Consider the following 16,619-nt stretch of genomic DNA (forward strand, 5'->3'; position numbering starts at 1 on the left):
TGATCCCCCTTGAAACTTGGTGTTTTAATTACAATTTTCAGAATGTGTTTAATATTCCTGTCAAGAATATCTTCATCAAGCAATCCATTTTTCACAGCATCTGTAATTTTAGCAATATGTTGTTGTTCTCCTGGCATAATGAGGTCGTTTCCCGCTCTCATTTGTTCAATCGGGTCAACGCCAGCAAACCAATCCGTCATCACAAAACCATTAAAATTCCAGTCCTCTCTTAACACGGTTGTCAACAATTCTTCATTTTGAGACGTATAAATTCCATTAAGCTGATTATATGCACTCATTACTGCCCAAGGATTCGCTTCTTTTACTGCTATTTCAAAACCTTTTAGATACAATTCTCGTAAGGCCCTTTGTGATACGATGGTATCAATTTTCATCCTGTTTGTTTCTTGGTTATTAGCAACAAAGTGCTTAACGGTTGCTCCAACATCGTTAGATTGGACTCCATTCACATAAGAAGTCCCCATTTCTCCCGTTAATAGAGGGTCTTCTGAAAAATATTCAAAGTTCCTTCCACCTAAAGGATTACGATGAAGATTCAGTGCGGGTGCTAAGAGAATATCAAGCCCGTAGTCTTTTACTTCATTACCTATGGCAACACCAATAGCTTCAACCATTTTCTTATCCCATGTTGAGGCCAATGCAGTCTCTATTGGAAATGCCGTTGAATAATATGTATCTGTTTCATCTTCTCTAATTGGACTTATCCTTAACCCAGCTGGACCGTCGGCAAATAATAATACTGGAATTCCTAACCTGGGAATTGCGTGTGTGACTCCCACAGCACCCGCCACTTCTGCTTTGGGATTTCCAAACATTCCAGGCATACCACTACCGACAACCATTTTTGCCTTTTCTTCTAGTGTCATTGCTCTTATTACTTCATCAATTGATGCAACATCTACTAATTTAGTGGCAGTCTGTTGTCCATTATCTTTTTGCCCCGGTGGAATAAAATCTGCAAAAACAAATTTACTACTGAAAAAGAAAAACATTATGAGACCTATAGTGATTGTACATGTCATGAAAATCTCGCTCTTCTTCCTTATTATTCGAAATAGCATAATTCTACTCCTTTTATTTACATAATTGAAAACCTTTGATTTAAAAATGAAGGTTATGCATCTTTACTATAACTAGGTTTAATATGACACCGATCTAATATAAATATCCTTTCGTTCCCCTCTCATACTTTCACTCAAGCCACTTTCTAATAAGAAAAACGCATAGCGTCTTTTGTTAAATACAGCATAAGCTTTCGCCACCCCGAGTAGCACCCTGAATTGAGTGTAGCGTAAAGAGAGCTGTCAACTCTAAAAAAAACTGTACTATTCCTCGAAAGTATTTAACCTGCTTGAAAATAATATTTGAACGCTTTCCCACTTTAGAATAACTTCAACAGCTAATGATTCAACTGGTTTAGTCGCATAAATTTATCCATCCTCCCCTCAAAAAGTAGTAGGATTGTCTTATTTCTCCGTACAATGCAAAGGTAAGCTGGTTTTGCATGGTAAAATATGTTTATTGTGATTGGAGGGATGTTAGGTGGTACAAGAAGTAAGTGTTTCTTTACGTGAACAATCATATTATATTAATTATTCTAGTGGATACAATTCTTCCATGACTACTCACCACATGCACCAAGATTATGAGATATTTTATTTATTTAAAGGAGAGCGTATTTATTTGATTAATGGTAAGGAGTATATTGTTAGGAAAGATCACCTTGTTTTTATTAATAAAAATGTCTTGCACAAAACATTGGTAATGAATAATGAGTTGTATGAACGCTTTGTCATCAACTTTCGAGAGAGTTTCATAAGTTTTAATGAACACCACTTAATCAAGCAACTTTTTGAAGATGGTCCTCATGTTATCCCAGTCTCTGAAAATAAGAAAACATTGATTTATAACATTATAAAAAGCCAGATCAATGAATACTATAAGAATCAAAAAGATAAAGATACATATATTCGTTCTCTTTTAACGCAACTTCTTGTAGAAAGCACAAGATTATTGGAAGAAAAGCATAAAACAATTACTGAACTTCATCAACAACAGAATCCAAATAAAAACGAGATAACTGACGTGATTAAGTTCATTCATGATCATTATGAAAGTGCCATCTCACTTAATTTATTGTCACACCATTTTCATTTAAATGAACAATATATTAGCAGGTTATTTAAAAAAACTACTGGTTGTAGTTTAATTGTTTATTTGAATGCAGTTCGAGTGAATGAAGCCAAGAGACTACTAATCGAATCCAATATGAAGATCAATCTAATAGCAAAAAAAGTAGGTTATTCAAATAATATTCATTTATGGAGAGTCTTTAAAAAACTAACAGGTGAATCTCCTAATCAATATAGAATAACCAATCTAAATACACTAAAAATGTAAGCGTTATCAATGTAAGGCAACAAAATATGTAAACAGACTATTGCTATGATATAGATATAAGCATTTCACAAAACAGGAGGAGTGACATTTTAATATTCACAATAGTTAAAACGTATATAAAATACTTTTTTGAAAGGGGAAAATATGAGGAAATCATTACAAAAGCAATGGTGTAGAAGTAGAATTATGTTGGGATCTTTTATCATTTTTGCTAGTGTCTTTTCGACTACAGGGTATGTTAGTGCTGAGGAAGCACCATCCCAAAGTCAGATCTATGAGGCGGAAAATGCAAGTGGAGACGGCTTTATCATTGATAATCAGCACCTTGGCTATACTGGAGATGGCTTTGTTGATTATAAACCGAACGAACCCGGCGGCTATATTGACTGGACAATTGATGTAGAGGAAGAAGCAAAATATGTATTAGCTTTTCGTTACGCACATGGTAAAACAGACAATCGTCACGCAGAGCTTCAAGTGGATGGAAACATTGTCGAGGAACAGTTAAATTTTCCGCAAAGTGGAGATTTTGATGATTATATATATGTCACAAAAACCACAGAATTAACGGCAGGTGAACACACAATTCGGCTAACTGCAACAGCTGAAAATGGTGGTGCTAATATTGATCACTTAGCAGTGTACAGAATGATAGATATCACTAGTGAAGCCGAGGATACCAATAATGAAGGGGTAGTTATTGATAACAAACACCTTGGTTTTACTGGAACGGGTTTTGCGGATTATAATCCGAATATACCTGGCGGCTATCTTGAGTGGACCGTTAATCTCCCTGCATCTGGAGAGTATAATTTGGATTTTCGTTATGCACATGCGGGTGGCAGTGAAAGACCTGCAGAAGTTAGTATCAATGGAACGATCATAGAAGAATTACAATTTCCTCCAACGGGAGATTGGGCAGGCTGGAGCAATCAATCATTACGTGCTCCTTTAGAAAAAGGTGAAAATATTATTCGCTTAACTGCAACTGGAGCAGAAGGTGGCGGTAATATAGACCATCTTCGCATTCACAACCTTATGGAGACAGATAATGTACTTGCCCCTGTTATAACAGAGGAAGTAGAATTATCCGAAGTTGTTGATGGTGTCACAATGAAAAAGTTAAATCAATTAGGTATATTAGACAATATAGAAGAAAAGCAGGATCAACCAGTGACTGCTTTAGAATTTATGGCATTAATTAATAATTCGTTTGGATTTAATGACAAAGAAATCTATGAAAATATGGAATCTAGACAGGATATTGGTAACATTGCTGCTGAAGACTGGGGAATTTATGTGGCAGAAGTAGCAGAGGCGCATCAATATGTCCCAGATTTTCTTTGGCAGGAATTACAACCAAATCAAACACTAGATAAAGATAAAATGGCCTTAATTATCGGTGATTTAATGGATATGGTGTCAGAGGATGATGAGGATTCAAACATGTTGGGGAAATTAGCTGGTCAAGGGATCATGAATCCAAACAGTGATCATAATTTTGGTATTAAATCAAACATGACTTGGAAGGAAGCGCAACAACTGGTTCAAAAGTTAGTGGATAAATCTGATAAGTCTACTAATGACGTTAATATCGCACGTGTCGATGCATTAACTAGTAATCTAATAGCATTAACGTTTAATGGAACGTTTGAAACATTTGATTTTAGCGATGTAGCTATTTCGGTCCCAAGGGGAAGTTGGGAAAGTCTTTCTCCCTTGTTGGATAGAAATCTTCGGATAGCTAAAGGTGCCCATGGTATGGATACATTCGGGAATACAGTACTAATTTTGGAAAGTATGGACGAATTATCTGGTGATAAGTTTATTGTAGAAAAAGAACCTCAGCAATTTAGCGGCGACCTGGAGGAAGCCATCAAACAAGCTGATAATATGTTAACGTGGCAAATGGAACACGGTGGCTGGTCAAAAGCAATTGACTATAGTCATGCTTGGGATGGTGAAGAGTCAAGATCTGCATGGATAAACGGTGATGGTGTAGAACTTGGTACGATTGATAATGATGCAACAATCAAAGAAATACATTTCTTATCGGAAGTCTATGCGGAGACAAAAGATGAACGCTATAAGGAAAGTGTTTTAGACGGAATTGATTTCCTAATGGATCTGCAATATGAAACAGGCGGATTTGCACAAGTATTTCCAAGACGCGGAAATTACTCGGATATGGTGACCTTCAATGATGAAGCAATGATTCGTGTCTTGAATACATTCGATAATATTTTAGATAAAGAATACCCGTTTCATTCTGGTGTGATAGATGATAAATATTATGAGATCGTAGAGACTTCCATGCAACAGGCGACTGATTATATATTAGAAGCTCAAATAGAGGTTGATGGTGTCCTTACGGCGTGGGGTGCACAACATGATCCGGTCACATATGAACCTGTTCAAGCTCGTTCTTATGAACACCCATCGATTTCTGGAAGTGAGTCTATCGGTATTGTCCGATTCCTCATGTCTCGACAAAATCAAACAGAAGAAATTAGAAATGCCATAACAGGTGCTCTACAGTGGTTCGATGAAAGTAAACTGGAAAATACTCGCTATGTTAGCGGCGGAACTGATAACGGAGAATACTTTGTCGAGCACGCCGGCACTGATACATGGTATAGATTTTATGAAATTGGTACGAATAAACCGATTTTCTCCGGACGTGATGGTGTTATTAAACATGATATCAAGGAGATTGAGGAAGAAAGAAGAAATGGGTATCAGTGGGGCGGAAGTTATGCTACACAACTATTAGAAACGGCTAAAATGACAGGTTATTTTGAAGGCAACGTGTATGCTCGTATAGTGGATACACAATCTCAAGATGACATGGGTAAAACATTAGTTGAAGGACAAGTAGAAAAGATGGAAGATTACTCTAAACAACTTAACCAAATAGAAAGCAAGCTCATAGTAGCACAAGATGGAAGTGGAGATTACGAAAAAGTTCAGGATGCGATTAATGCAGTTCCGGACAACAATAATCAAGAAGTAGAGATTCTAATTAAGAATGGGGTCTATAAAGAAGTACTTGATATTCCTGCGGACAAAGCCAATATTTCATTAATTGGAGAAAATGCAGAGAAAACAATTATTACGTATGATAATTACGCGGGAAAAGATAATGGTGTGGGTGGAACAATAGGTACATCTGGAAGTGCTACAGCATTTTTGCGAGCAGATGATTTCAAAGCAGAAAACCTTACTTTTGAAAATGCTTTTGATGAAGCATCAACAGATGTTAATGGTAAACAAGCAGTTGCTGTTAACGCTAGTGGCGAAAGAATGATTTTTAATAATGTTCGTTTCCTCGGCAATCAGGATACTCTCCTGGCTCACTCGGGTACACAGTACTATTATAATAGCTATATTGAGGGTGATGTTGATTTTATTTTCGGAGCTGCTCGTGCAGTGTTTGATAATAGTACTATCCATTCTCTAGACAGGGGTTCTGATTCAAATAATGGTTACATCACAGCGGCAAGTACGCTAGTTGATCAGCCTTACGGGTTTTTGTTTTTGGACAGTGAGTTAACAAGTGATGCCCCTGCCAATACTGTTTATCTTGGACGACCTTGGCAACCAAGTAGTAACCCAAGTGCAATTGCAAATGTCGTATTTAAAACAAGCAATCTTGGTGAACATATCAAAACAGAAGGTTGGACTGAAAATGGGAGGGTTCAAACCGGAAAATGCAAGGTTATATGAATACCAAAATGAAGGACCAGGAGCTGTTGTGAATGAACAACGTCGACAGCTTAGCGATGAAGAAGCCGCTAAATACAGTGTAGAAAATGTACTTGATGGATGGAAACCGGATTTAGGTGAAGGGAATTAAGTAATGGCCAGCCCATTAGCCATCACATTAAAGGTGGGCTGTCTCACTAGTTTTACATTATAGTAAATGATTGTTTTTACGGGGATGCTCGAAGATGTGAGGGGCGGTGACACGCGAGGAACACCTCCTTCTTCAGCAGCTTCGAGTACTTCCCTGTTCAAACTTCTTAGTCTTAAACATTAAACACTGACAGTTTTGAAATAGCGATATATTTTTTCGAGCTTTTGTTTTTGCTTTCCACGCACACTCTCCATACTGCCAAATTCAAAAAACTTTACTCTCTTGATGCCTACATAATTTAAAAGGGCTTTTCGCATTAACACTTTGTGAGCATTACTTAACCATAACATCGGATAAAGGGTTGGTCCCTTCATGCTGGAAACACAAACGATTGATTTACCCTTCAGAAGCCCTTCCGGCAAAAGCCCTCCATTGTCCTTGTATGCAAACCCAGACGCAAACATCTTGTCTATATATCCTAGTAGCATAGCCGGAGGTCTTCCCCACCAAATCGGATATACAAAAACAATTTTATCAGCCCAGGTAAGTTGCTCTCTATATTCTGTAAGTTCAGGATCTCTATACATATCTCTTCTATTCACTTACCCCAAAAGGAGAAGCAATGATGAACGAAGCCTTTCAACGTATTGAATCTCAATTTAACACGCGTATAGAGAATATATCCGAAGAAGAACTAAAGGAAATCGAGCGTGCGCTGGAGTTGCTCCAAAAAAAAGTATTCTATGAAGAAAACAATTCTAAATTTTAACCGAAAACAATTAAAGGGTTTTCATTGTGCTCAAAACAACATTCATACTTTCATTTACTTCCATTTCCTATTCCTCTCTTTAAGTTCGGATACATACATAGGGTTGTAATAAAGGTGAAACTGAACTAACATTAATAGATTAGTGCATTTTATAATCTATATGAAAAGGTATTTTTCATGTGATTTATCGGCAAAAAGAGGCGTATCTATTAAAACGCCTAAACGTGTCAACAATATCCGTAAGCACAGTCAGCTGATGACGGATTAAAAAAATGGAGTGAAATAAATTGGCAGGAAATCAAGAAACAAAGCGTATAGTTGTTAAAATTGGAAGTAGTTCATTAACTAGTCGAAACGGTGCCATTAGTTATCGGAAATTAGTGCGCTTAGTAGATGAAATTGCTCAAATTAAAGATGATGGTCACGAAGTTGTTTTGGTTTCATCCGGAGCTGTTGCGGCAGGGTATCGTAAGCTTGGGTTTATAGAACGTCCTAACCACTTAGCAGAGAAACAAGCTGCTGCTTCTATCGGTCAATGCTTATTGATGGAAGCTTATTCAGAAAGATTCGGCTCTCATGGATATGTTGCTTCACAAATTCTAATAACTAGAAGCGACTTTTTAGACCAGAAGCGCTATATGAACGCTCGAAATACGATCCAAGTACTTCTTGAACGAGGAGTCGTACCTATCGTTAATGAAAATGATACGATTACCATTAAGCAATTAAAATTCGGTGATAATGATACATTATCAGCTAAGGTAGCCGGACTGGTGGATGCAGACCAGCTGATTATTTTATCTGACATTGATGGCCTATATGACGATAATCCTCACACGAATCCAAACGCAAAGCTTTTAAAGGTTGTTCATGACATTACACCAGAGATTGAAGAGGCAGCTGGCGAATCCGCTAGTGATGTCGGGACCGGTGGAATGAACTCTAAAATTGAAGCTGCAAAAATTTCATTGGCTGCCGGAATTGAGACGTTTATAGGCGATGCAAATCGACCTAACATCCTTTTTGAAGCTGTTAACCGCCAAGCTAGAGGAACGTACTTCAAACCTAATGCAGACCAAGACGACTTAAATGTCCGAAAACATTGGATTGCTTTTAATTCAGGTCCAAAAGGGGAAGTCACCATTGATGAAGGCGCACGTATAGCTATCACGGAAGAACAAAGTCATTTACTTCCGCAAGGTGTTCGGGAAGTTAGTGGCACATTTGACTGTGGAGATGTTGTGGTCATATCTGATATGCAAGGAATGGAAGTTGGACGCGGGGTCATCAATTACTCAGCAGCTCAATTGCGTGAGATTAAAAGGTTCAAACTAAAAGATATACCTGAGTATATAAAAGTTACAAAGAGTGAAGCCATTAGTCAAAATGACTTGGTTTGTCACAATACAAACCTACCAACACCCACTTAAAAAAACGCGTAGCGTCTTTTGTTAAATACAGCGTGATCTTTCGCCTTATACTTTCTGTTAAGAAAAACTACATTGCAGTAATTTTATAAATTCTTTTAAAAAAGGAGCGATTACTTTTGGATACAAATAATATCACTACAATAGATGTGGAAGACCAAGCTAGAAAAGCACAAAAAGCGGGAAAAACACTAAGTATACTTTCAACAACTGATAAAAATGAAGCCTTACTTATTATTGCAGATGAATTAGAAAAGAATAGTTCGTTTATATTAGAGGCAAATCAAAAGGATCTAGCTAAAGGCAAAGAGAAAAACTTCGATCAGGCATATATGGACCGACTACTTCTAACGAAAGAACGAGTGAAGGACTTTGCTGATGGCCTGCGAGAGGTTGTAAATTTAAAAGACCCCGTTGGTGACATTCTCTCTGAATGGACGTTAGACAATGGACTGAATGTAAAGAAAAAAACAGTTTCACTTGGTGTAATCGGAATGATTTATGAAGCAAGACCCAATGTAACAGTTGATGCAACTGGACTCGCATTAAAATCAGGTAATGCCATCGTCTTAAAAGGTGGTTCTTCCGCTTTGTATTCAAACAAAGCAATTGTTTCTGTCATTCATAGTGCCCTCAAGAAAACAAAAATACCAGTGGACGCAGTACAATTTATCGCAAGTACAGACAGAAGCGCTACAGAAAAACTATTTACATTAAAACAATATATTGATGTTCTCATTCCAAGGGGAGGCGCTTCATTAATTGAAACCGTTGTCCAAAAGGCGACGATTCCTGTTCTTGAAACGGGTGTTGGTAATGTACATGTTTATGTAGATAAAGAAGCCGATGTAGAAAAGGCTTTAAATATAATTGCTAACGCGAAGACTGATCGTCCAGCAGTATGTAATGCTCTAGAGACGGTACTCCTGCACAAAGACTGGTTTACTAACAATAAAGAAGTCCTTATTGCCATGCTAAAAGACTATAATATTACTGTACACGGCGATGAAGAAGCAGTGAAGATGATACCTGACTCGTTAGTCGCGGAAGAAAAAGATTGGACAGATGAATATTTAAGTTTAGATCTCGCAGTAAAAATTGTTGATGATATAGAAGAAGCCATTGCTCATATAGAAAAGTATGGAACTAAACACTCCGAGGCTATTATTACAGAGAATCAAACAGCAGCAGATCAGTTTATCCAGGAAGTTGATGCTGCCGCAGTTTACCATAATGCATCCACTCGATTTACGGATGGAAGTGCATTAGGCTATGGAGCTGAAATCGGGATTTCCACGCAAAAACTGCATGCTCGTGGACCAATGGGGTTACCTGCTTTAACAACAACAAAACTATGCATTTCCGGAAACGGACAAATTAGATAAAAATTATATAGAAACAAGCATTAATAAACCAGACATGTAGATTCCTGCACGTCTGGTTTTTTGTTATAAGATATTTATAAAATTATTAGTTTTTAAGCTCGGTGTTTGCTTTCGAACACAAGACCCGAATCCGCTTTCCGCAGGTACGGTCTCTAATTCACAGCTATTTTAATGAGATGCAATCAACTTTGTCCGTCTCATCCATTCTCTAATTAAAGCGTTACATTCATGGGAAGACTTAGTTGGAACTTGATGTTTCATCTTATGGACATATGCAACCTCTGTTTTAGGGATCAACTTCCGAAAAAGATATTGATAGGACTGTATGTAGTAATCCTTGGCACCGTAAATTAATAGTAATGGTGCTTTTATTTGGTGAAGCCGATCTGTACTGCTGTAATGTAGGCCAACATGATATTGAGCTGCTAACATTTTTGAATCTGATCGTATAATTTCATTAAATAGTTCATCCGCTGCTTGCTTATTGGTAAAATGGTTTTTCGCAAGCCCCGCTGCCAAGATTGTCTTAATGTTTTTGGCAGCCCATATTCCTATTTGATACTCCTTTTCCAATAAAAAGCTTCTTACAGCATAAAACCCACCAATAAGAATTAAACCTGCCGTCCGTTCTGGGTAGTTAATGGCAAATTCCTGGACGATACTTGCACCGTTTGAATAGCCACAAATAACTGCTTTACCTACATGATTGGCATCTAAAACCCGTTTTACGTCATAAGCTAGTTGCTCCATTGCCATCGGTATAGAGGTTCTCCCACTTCGCCCATCGCCTCGTATATCAAAAGTGATGATCTGACATTCATCCATTAAACTAACTTGATAACGAAACGTCAAATGTCCCACACCCGGCGGCGGTATGTTTCATAGTAAATAGAAGGTTCCCCTTTTTCTTTCGAAAATGGCATCTTATGTAATCAACTCCTTAAGAACAGTCATCCCAATAATAAATCTTGAACTAACATCTATCGAAAACCCTAATATCCATAGTCATAGCAAGTTAACTATTCTTACTATGCCTTAATTTCGACCTATTATTCCATACAGTTTAGATGAAACACTAGAACAAGTTTTACAGATTAAAAACCCGTCTTGTAAACGGAGTTTTATGAGACAAATTCCCATTTCCCCTTCTTCGAATAGTTTATTAAGAATATTTTCTGAGGAGGAAAAGATATGGAAAATTATTATCCCGATCATCTTGCATGGCATGAAACATTGGAAATTCATGAACTAACAGCTTTTCAATCAATTGGACTTATGAAGCTAAAGAAAGCTTACCCTGAAGTTACTGATCCTGCTCTAAAAGAATTGTACACACACGCTATAAATGGCTTAAGTACAAATATCCGTGAACTTCTCGAATTCTATCCCCTGGCACCGAGATCAGACGATGATGATGATGAATTTCGTAACGCTGAAACACCCTTCTATGCTGGGGATTTATTAGTATTATTTAAAACAGGAGTAAGGAATTATGCTATTGCCATAACTGAAACAGCAACACCTGCAGTTAGAAAGGTTCTTAAACAGCAATTGATCCGTGCCATTGATACCCATGCCAAAGTATTTAACTACATGTATGAAAAAAGCTATTACCCGTCTTACAATTTAGAGCAATTACTGCAAAACGATATTAACTTGGCAAATAAAGCATTAAACAAGACTTTTTAACCGTTAAATTTATTAGCTCGTCAGCTAACATAGAATTACAATATTTCTCAATCATGTTATTTATAGAACCCACCATTATTGGTGGGTTTTTATTTTGTAATCATGTTTGAATTAATTTTCCGACAGTTACTTGATCTTACAATATGTCTCCAATTTTTTCAGCTTTAATATTTGGTTAAAGTTAGCAATGAAACACTTATGAAACGTTCTTTCTATTTTTCCAATAAATAAACTCTCGCAATTTATTAAAATTAAAATCACAAATTATAAGATTTTTCAGAATATTCTTGAATTAATTGCTAGTATATGTCATACTTCATTCAGTAATATGGTACTTATTTCATAAAAAGGGGAGATACGGAAAATGATTAGAAAATGGTTAGTAGGATTAGCTAGTGTAGCATTGATCAGTCTTGGCGGAATGAGCGCAGTACAAGCAGAAGATAAGAACTGTGGTGATTTCGAAACGGGAGAAGAGGTATGGGAATTTTGGGATTCTAATGGTCATAGTAAAGATAACGATCCAGAGGGGCTAGATCGAGATAAAGATGGTCTACCATGTGAAGAGCTAACAGCAGGTATGGAAGAGCAATTTTTAGAATCTGAATCCAGTGAAGAAACAGTAACTGAAGAAGAGACAACGGAAGAAGAAGTAACCGAAGAAAACGACAGCGAAGAGGAAGCAGCGGAAGAATCTGAAGAAGAAACAGCTAGCGAGGAGGAGAATTCGGAAGAAGTAGCAGCTGGTGCGGAAGAGAGCTCCGATACTGGTGATGCCCTTCCTACAACAGCTACCTCGTATCCGATGATGATACTTTTTGGTGCTATAACTGCTGGCGCTGGTGCATTACTACTTTTCCGTCGCAAGACTATTCAGGCATAATCACCGCTTCAGAATCATCCTTATAAACCCCAATATATCGAAAAAGCCGTATTGAATCATTAATTCAATACGGCTTTTTCCGCTAAAATGTTTCATTGTAATCGTTATTTATCATTTATACTGATCAGCTCTGCTTGGATAATATAACGATCCGGCGCTGCACCAAGAAATTCAAAAGGATAGCAGGTAGTAAGGGTAAGTGTTGGCTTGTCCTTATGAATAATCACTGTCCGGTCCTCGGCATTGGTAATCCAAATTTCACGGATCTGATATTCATAAACATCTTCTTCAAAACTTACGTACAACCTATCGCCTTCGACCAGATCAGCAAGCTTCTGAAACACTGTATCTCTATGTCCTGACAAAACAGTATGTCGTAATCCGTCCGGAGGAGTAGTGAAGTCACTGTCATGATAACCGACTCCTTGATCCAGCGTATCCTCATCAGTTCCCCAGTAAACCTCGTAAATACGTTCAAGTCTAGGAATAAACAGCTCTCCTATTTCATCCCCTGCTTCATAGTTATATTCCTTTTCTACAAGCTTATTAGAGTTTACCGAAGCTACTTCGGGATCCGTTTCATCTACATTCTCAACGGATTCGCTGTTTTCATTATATCCTTCATTAAAACGGGTATTATCCCAATCTTCACTTATCGCTTGTGTTTTCTCTTTATCCTGAATGACACCTCCCGTACTCGCGTACAATTGCCAGGAGTTCCACCCGAAAATCATTAATCCTACAGCAATCATTAGAATTAAAAGACGGTTCATCATGTGGATCAACTCCTCCGGATACCAATAGTTTATTTTCCTTCTTGCACTAAGTTATGAATACATTTGCCTTTCAATCTACCATTTTCACACTATAAATAAAATTTTCAAATAAATTAAAAAACAACCTCTTAAGAATATACTATCTTAAGAGGTTGTAAACTATCAACTTTTTTTCAAATTATAACCTTTATTTTAAAGCTAACTCATTTTTACTCTTTCGAATAAGTAAATGACAGATGACCTTCTTTTCTTTACTAATGATCGTGATTTTGCATCTCAGTGCCATGATCATGGTCTATTTCAGTAGGTGGTGAGGTCGTCGAGAGCATCCCTGCAAAAACAAGAGAAACAATTACCAAAACCAGTTCCAGTCTTAATCCCCAGACTAGTGCTTTTAATTGTTGTTGTTTATCTTGCATTCCTCTGAGTTTTTTAAGATTAGGTAGCCAAACGAATCGATGAAAAGCAGCTACGATAATCGCTATAACAAAGAATCCTATTTTCCATAAAAGAGTTTCTCCGTAAACACTAGCAAAAATATTTTCCATCGAACCTACTAATCGATAGCTTAACCATAGTCCACTTGCCGACAGCAAAATCACGGAAGTTAGGGCAACCTTGGAGAACTTTCGCAAACGTTTATGAAACAGCATCATCAAGTCGGGTTCACTTGGTAGTGTAAAGGACATTACCGTGAAACCAAGTAAACCACCGATCCAAATGACGACCATACTCATATGCATATAGTGACTAACGATCTCACTAAAACCTGCCGCGTGACTCGTTACCGTAAAACTACCTAGAATAATTAGCAAAAGTAAGGCATTTAGCCATTTAGACAGAGACAAAAATGTTAATCCAAAAAGCAGTAAAAAAAGTAATGGACGAAGGATAGCCATCCACCCGATTACAGATGATATGACAATAGATTCAGCTGCCTGCCACATTAACTGCAGGTCTTCCCCTTCCATAAATTGACTGGCACGCCAGAAAACATGACTCATTCCAGACATAGTAAACAAAAGAAATCCTGAAAAATAAAGTCGTCTTTCCGTTCTTAACGAAGGATAATCTTCTAAGCTCTCCTTTCGCTTCCAAAAAAGATATATAAATACATACCAACTCGCAATAACTACAAATACTAGGATCTCTAACACTCTTAAAAAGGAAAGAAAGCCATCACGCTCACTTGAAGGAACTACCTGTTCTTCTACTTCCGCACCAATAGTTACGGTATCCTCCGGTAACTGTTTAGGCAGTTCTTCGCCCACCGAAAATCGAAAAGATCCTTCAGTGATATGAGAGTCCAAGGCAAGCACTTGCCAGGAAACGTGATACCTGTCATTCTCAAGTTCAGGTATGAGTAGAACGAGAGTATTGTCTTCTTCCCCCGACAACAACTCACCTTCCACTACGTCACCGGCTCCATTATTGAGTTTTATCTGACTGATCGCTGTATCAATCGGCTCGGAGAATTGCACTTTTATTTCAGTTGGTGATTCTTCTAACTGCGTTTCTTGAGAAGGTGATGACTGAGTTAAATAAGCATGCGCTTCCACAATCATTGGGCTCGTAAAAAAGAAAATAACAAGAATATATAGTATAAATTTGATTTCCCCCACCTTCACCCTCTCCTTACTATCTTGGCTTTGCCTAGTTATCTTCTATCTTCTTAAACGTAAAATTAGTAAGGTAATTAGTCCAAATCCCAGTAAAACCGTGAAGTAGAAAAATGGATTACTTAATACACTCCTGTTATCAGGTTGATTTTCGATGTCAGCGTACGCCGATTCGCTAGCAATGTTTGTGTCACTATTTTTTGTGATCGCTTCTTCTTCATGCCGTTCATGATCTTCTCCGTTCTGAACGGCAAACGTCATCGTTGCTTCATAGTTTAGAACGTTATAATCTTCTCCCTCTCCTTCTGTTTCTTCACTTGCACGAAGCAAATAGTAATCCGCTGGTCCCGAAGTAAAAGAGATCATTCCTTCCTCATCTGTCAAAAAGACTTCAGATTCAGAGGTGCTCCTTCGAACGAGCGTCACTTCCTCCTCTTGAACAGGGCTGCCCTCTCTTACAAGTTGAACTTCGACAGCCTCCTTTGGCGTTAATGCTACTGGGTTAAATTGAGGAATAAACTCTGCTCGATCCTGCGTTACCTCTTCCCCGTATCCGTCCATCGCTTTCGCCTTATGAAAAGTTGGAACATCACTGACTGCCGCAAAAGATTTAGCACTCCGAAGCGTTCTGCTACTCGTTTCTCCTTGTGAAAAAATACTGTCGCTTTCTCCGGAAATAATATATATCCCTGTATCTATAGCGGAGAAAGATGCTATATGATAATTATTTACTCCTGAATCGCCTTCATCAGATTCATCTAGCTCCCCCGTGTAAAACAAAGTACTTGTAACGTCCACTGCTTCTCCTGCTGGTGTACGAACATTAACTTTTGTATTATCTTCGTTCCAATTTCCTTCAATACGATAACTTCCATGATCGTTAGAGTGATTTCCAAACAATAACTCTATGTAAATATTTTCTTCCGGTTCTACGATCGTTGCGTTCGTTTGTGTCCATCCATCGTGAGCCTTTACTGGCTCAGCTGTTCCAATCACTAATAATATAAAACTTAATAAAATAATTTTTCGCATTTGATTGTGACCTCCTGAAAGTTCTATATTCTAATAACGAAATAATGGAGAAAATGGATCACAAAGTGTTGAAATGTTTTTTAAGCTAAATTAAACCCTCTAATCCTAAAGGATTAGAGGGTTTAATGGTTAACATCTATTTATAACTTTAAGTCTCTTCGGTTTTCACTCGAACCTAATTTCAACAACAAACGATCAAAAATCGTACTCTGCCTTTTTATCTTCCCGAACTTTTTTAAACGTTTCGGTTAACACTACCGTGTCTTCTACAAGCCGGTCAATTCGGTGTAAAACATCGTCATTCACAATTTCTTTTTGATGAAAGTCCCGTTCCTCTATGAATACGTATGTTTGTACAATCTGTGCTTTCATATAAGACAGAATAGGTTTGAGTTGTAGATCCGCCACTAAATAGTGCTTCGGCGAACCAGCCGTCACGAGCATACTCACGACCTTGTCCCGAAAGGCATTGACTGGAAGTAAATCAAATATGTTTTTTAAAGCAGCCGGTATCGAGGCTTGAAAAATGGGTGTTCCAATAATGATCGCATCTGCCTCCATGATCGTTTTGGTAACAAATCCTGTGTCCCCTTCATAGTCCAAAAAATTACGACCATCACTAAACTTCACGTCATAATCAGCTAAATCAATCAGTGTCATTTCCAAGTCGGGATATTTCTCTGTCAGAGCCTTCTTCGCAGCATTCATAGCGGTTCTCGTTTTAGAACCGACGATAGAGCCTGATAAACCAACGATTTTCAT

General features: G+C 37.7%; 14 protein-coding genes and 1 pseudogene. 8 read left to right on the forward strand and 7 right to left on the reverse strand.

Annotation, left to right across the window (positions count from 1 at the left end; all coding sequences use genetic code 11):
• On the reverse strand, nucleotides 1-1,082 hold a 1,082-nt coding region (locus ACHABW_RS17500), incomplete at its 3' end, for a glycoside hydrolase family 3 protein (RefSeq protein ID WP_435757091.1).
• A 481-nt stretch (nucleotides 1,083-1,563) separates the two neighbouring features.
• Here ACHABW_RS17500 and ACHABW_RS17505 point away from each other — a divergent pair.
• The 3 genes from ACHABW_RS17505 (at nucleotide 1,564) to ACHABW_RS17515 (ending at nucleotide 6,277) form a co-directional block, all read left to right on the forward strand.
• Nucleotides 1,564-2,421 (forward strand): AraC family transcriptional regulator, encoded by an 858-nt coding sequence (locus ACHABW_RS17505; protein ID WP_435757093.1) that lies wholly within the window; start codon nucleotides 1,564-1,566, stop codon nucleotides 2,419-2,421.
• A gap of 144 nt (nucleotides 2,422-2,565) precedes the next feature.
• Nucleotides 2,566-6,147, forward strand: a complete 3,582-nt coding sequence (pelA, locus tag ACHABW_RS17510) for a pectate lyase (protein WP_435757095.1) — start codon at nucleotides 2,566-2,568, stop codon at nucleotides 6,145-6,147.
• Nucleotides 6,110-6,277, forward strand: a complete 168-nt coding sequence (locus ACHABW_RS17515) for a hypothetical protein (RefSeq protein ID WP_435757097.1) — start codon at nucleotides 6,110-6,112, stop codon at nucleotides 6,275-6,277. The genes pelA and ACHABW_RS17515 overlap by 38 nt, the downstream gene beginning before the upstream one ends.
• Before the next feature lie 179 nt (nucleotides 6,278-6,456).
• Here the strand turns inward: ACHABW_RS17515 and ACHABW_RS17520 are convergent.
• Nucleotides 6,457-6,873: pseudogene (locus ACHABW_RS17520) on the reverse strand (NAD(P)H-dependent oxidoreductase); the annotation flags it as partial.
• Between the two features lie 26 nt (nucleotides 6,874-6,899).
• On the opposite strand from ACHABW_RS17520, the gene ACHABW_RS17525 reads away from it, so the two are divergent.
• The 3 genes from ACHABW_RS17525 to ACHABW_RS17535 all read left to right on the forward strand — a co-directional run bounded on the left by ACHABW_RS17525 (nucleotide 6,900) and on the right by ACHABW_RS17535 (nucleotide 9,858).
• Nucleotides 6,900-7,046, forward strand: a complete 147-nt coding sequence (locus ACHABW_RS17525; protein ID WP_435757099.1) for a hypothetical protein — start codon at nucleotides 6,900-6,902, stop codon at nucleotides 7,044-7,046.
• A 287-nt stretch (nucleotides 7,047-7,333) separates the two neighbouring features.
• A complete protein-coding gene (gene proB / locus ACHABW_RS17530) occupies nucleotides 7,334-8,476 on the forward strand; it encodes a glutamate 5-kinase (RefSeq protein ID WP_110937475.1) in 1,143 nt (380 codons plus the stop codon).
• Nucleotides 8,477-8,592: 116 nt separating this feature from the next.
• On the forward strand, nucleotides 8,593-9,858 hold the full coding sequence (locus ACHABW_RS17535) for a glutamate-5-semialdehyde dehydrogenase (protein ID WP_435757102.1): 1,266 nt from the start codon (nucleotides 8,593-8,595) through the stop codon (nucleotides 9,856-9,858).
• A 168-nt stretch (nucleotides 9,859-10,026) separates the two neighbouring features.
• Here ACHABW_RS17535 and ACHABW_RS17540 read toward each other — a convergent pair whose 3' ends face one another.
• Entirely contained in the window at nucleotides 10,027-10,710 is a 684-nt protein-coding gene (locus ACHABW_RS17540; protein WP_435757104.1) for an alpha/beta fold hydrolase, read from the reverse strand.
• Between the two features lie 339 nt (nucleotides 10,711-11,049).
• Here ACHABW_RS17540 and ACHABW_RS17545 point away from each other — a divergent pair, with 339 nt between their 5' ends.
• Together ACHABW_RS17545 and ACHABW_RS17550 are read left to right on the forward strand one after the other, a co-directional pair.
• Nucleotides 11,050-11,547, forward strand: coding sequence for a spore coat protein (locus ACHABW_RS17545; RefSeq protein ID WP_435757106.1), 498 nt, complete (start codon nucleotides 11,050-11,052; stop codon nucleotides 11,545-11,547).
• A gap of 364 nt (nucleotides 11,548-11,911) precedes the next feature.
• Nucleotides 11,912-12,430: an LPXTG cell wall anchor domain-containing protein gene (locus ACHABW_RS17550; RefSeq protein ID WP_435757108.1), complete on the forward strand. Its 519-nt coding sequence runs from the start codon at nucleotides 11,912-11,914 to the stop codon at nucleotides 12,428-12,430.
• A gap of 104 nt (nucleotides 12,431-12,534) precedes the next feature.
• Here the strand turns inward: ACHABW_RS17550 and ACHABW_RS17555 are convergent, their stop codons facing one another.
• From ACHABW_RS17555 to ACHABW_RS17570, 4 genes are all read right to left on the reverse strand, one after another.
• Complete coding sequence (locus ACHABW_RS17555; RefSeq protein ID WP_435757110.1) at nucleotides 12,535-13,206, reverse strand: class D sortase; 672 nt, start codon at nucleotides 13,204-13,206, stop codon at nucleotides 12,535-12,537.
• A 254-nt stretch (nucleotides 13,207-13,460) separates the two neighbouring features.
• Nucleotides 13,461-14,828: a copper resistance CopC/CopD family protein gene (locus ACHABW_RS17560; protein ID WP_435757112.1), complete on the reverse strand. Its 1,368-nt coding sequence runs from the start codon at nucleotides 14,826-14,828 to the stop codon at nucleotides 13,461-13,463.
• A 42-nt stretch (nucleotides 14,829-14,870) separates the two neighbouring features.
• Nucleotides 14,871-15,857 (reverse strand): DUF4198 domain-containing protein, encoded by a 987-nt coding sequence (locus ACHABW_RS17565; RefSeq protein WP_435757114.1) that lies wholly within the window; start codon nucleotides 15,855-15,857, stop codon nucleotides 14,871-14,873.
• Nucleotides 15,858-16,052: 195 nt separating this feature from the next.
• Nucleotides 16,053-16,619 (reverse strand): NADPH-dependent FMN reductase, encoded by a 567-nt coding sequence (locus ACHABW_RS17570; RefSeq protein ID WP_435757116.1) that lies wholly within the window; start codon nucleotides 16,617-16,619, stop codon nucleotides 16,053-16,055.

Source organism: Salipaludibacillus sp. CF4.18 (assembly GCF_051262595.1).
GTDB classification, from domain to species: Bacteria; Bacillota; Bacilli; order Bacillales; family Salisediminibacteriaceae; genus Salipaludibacillus; species Salipaludibacillus neizhouensis.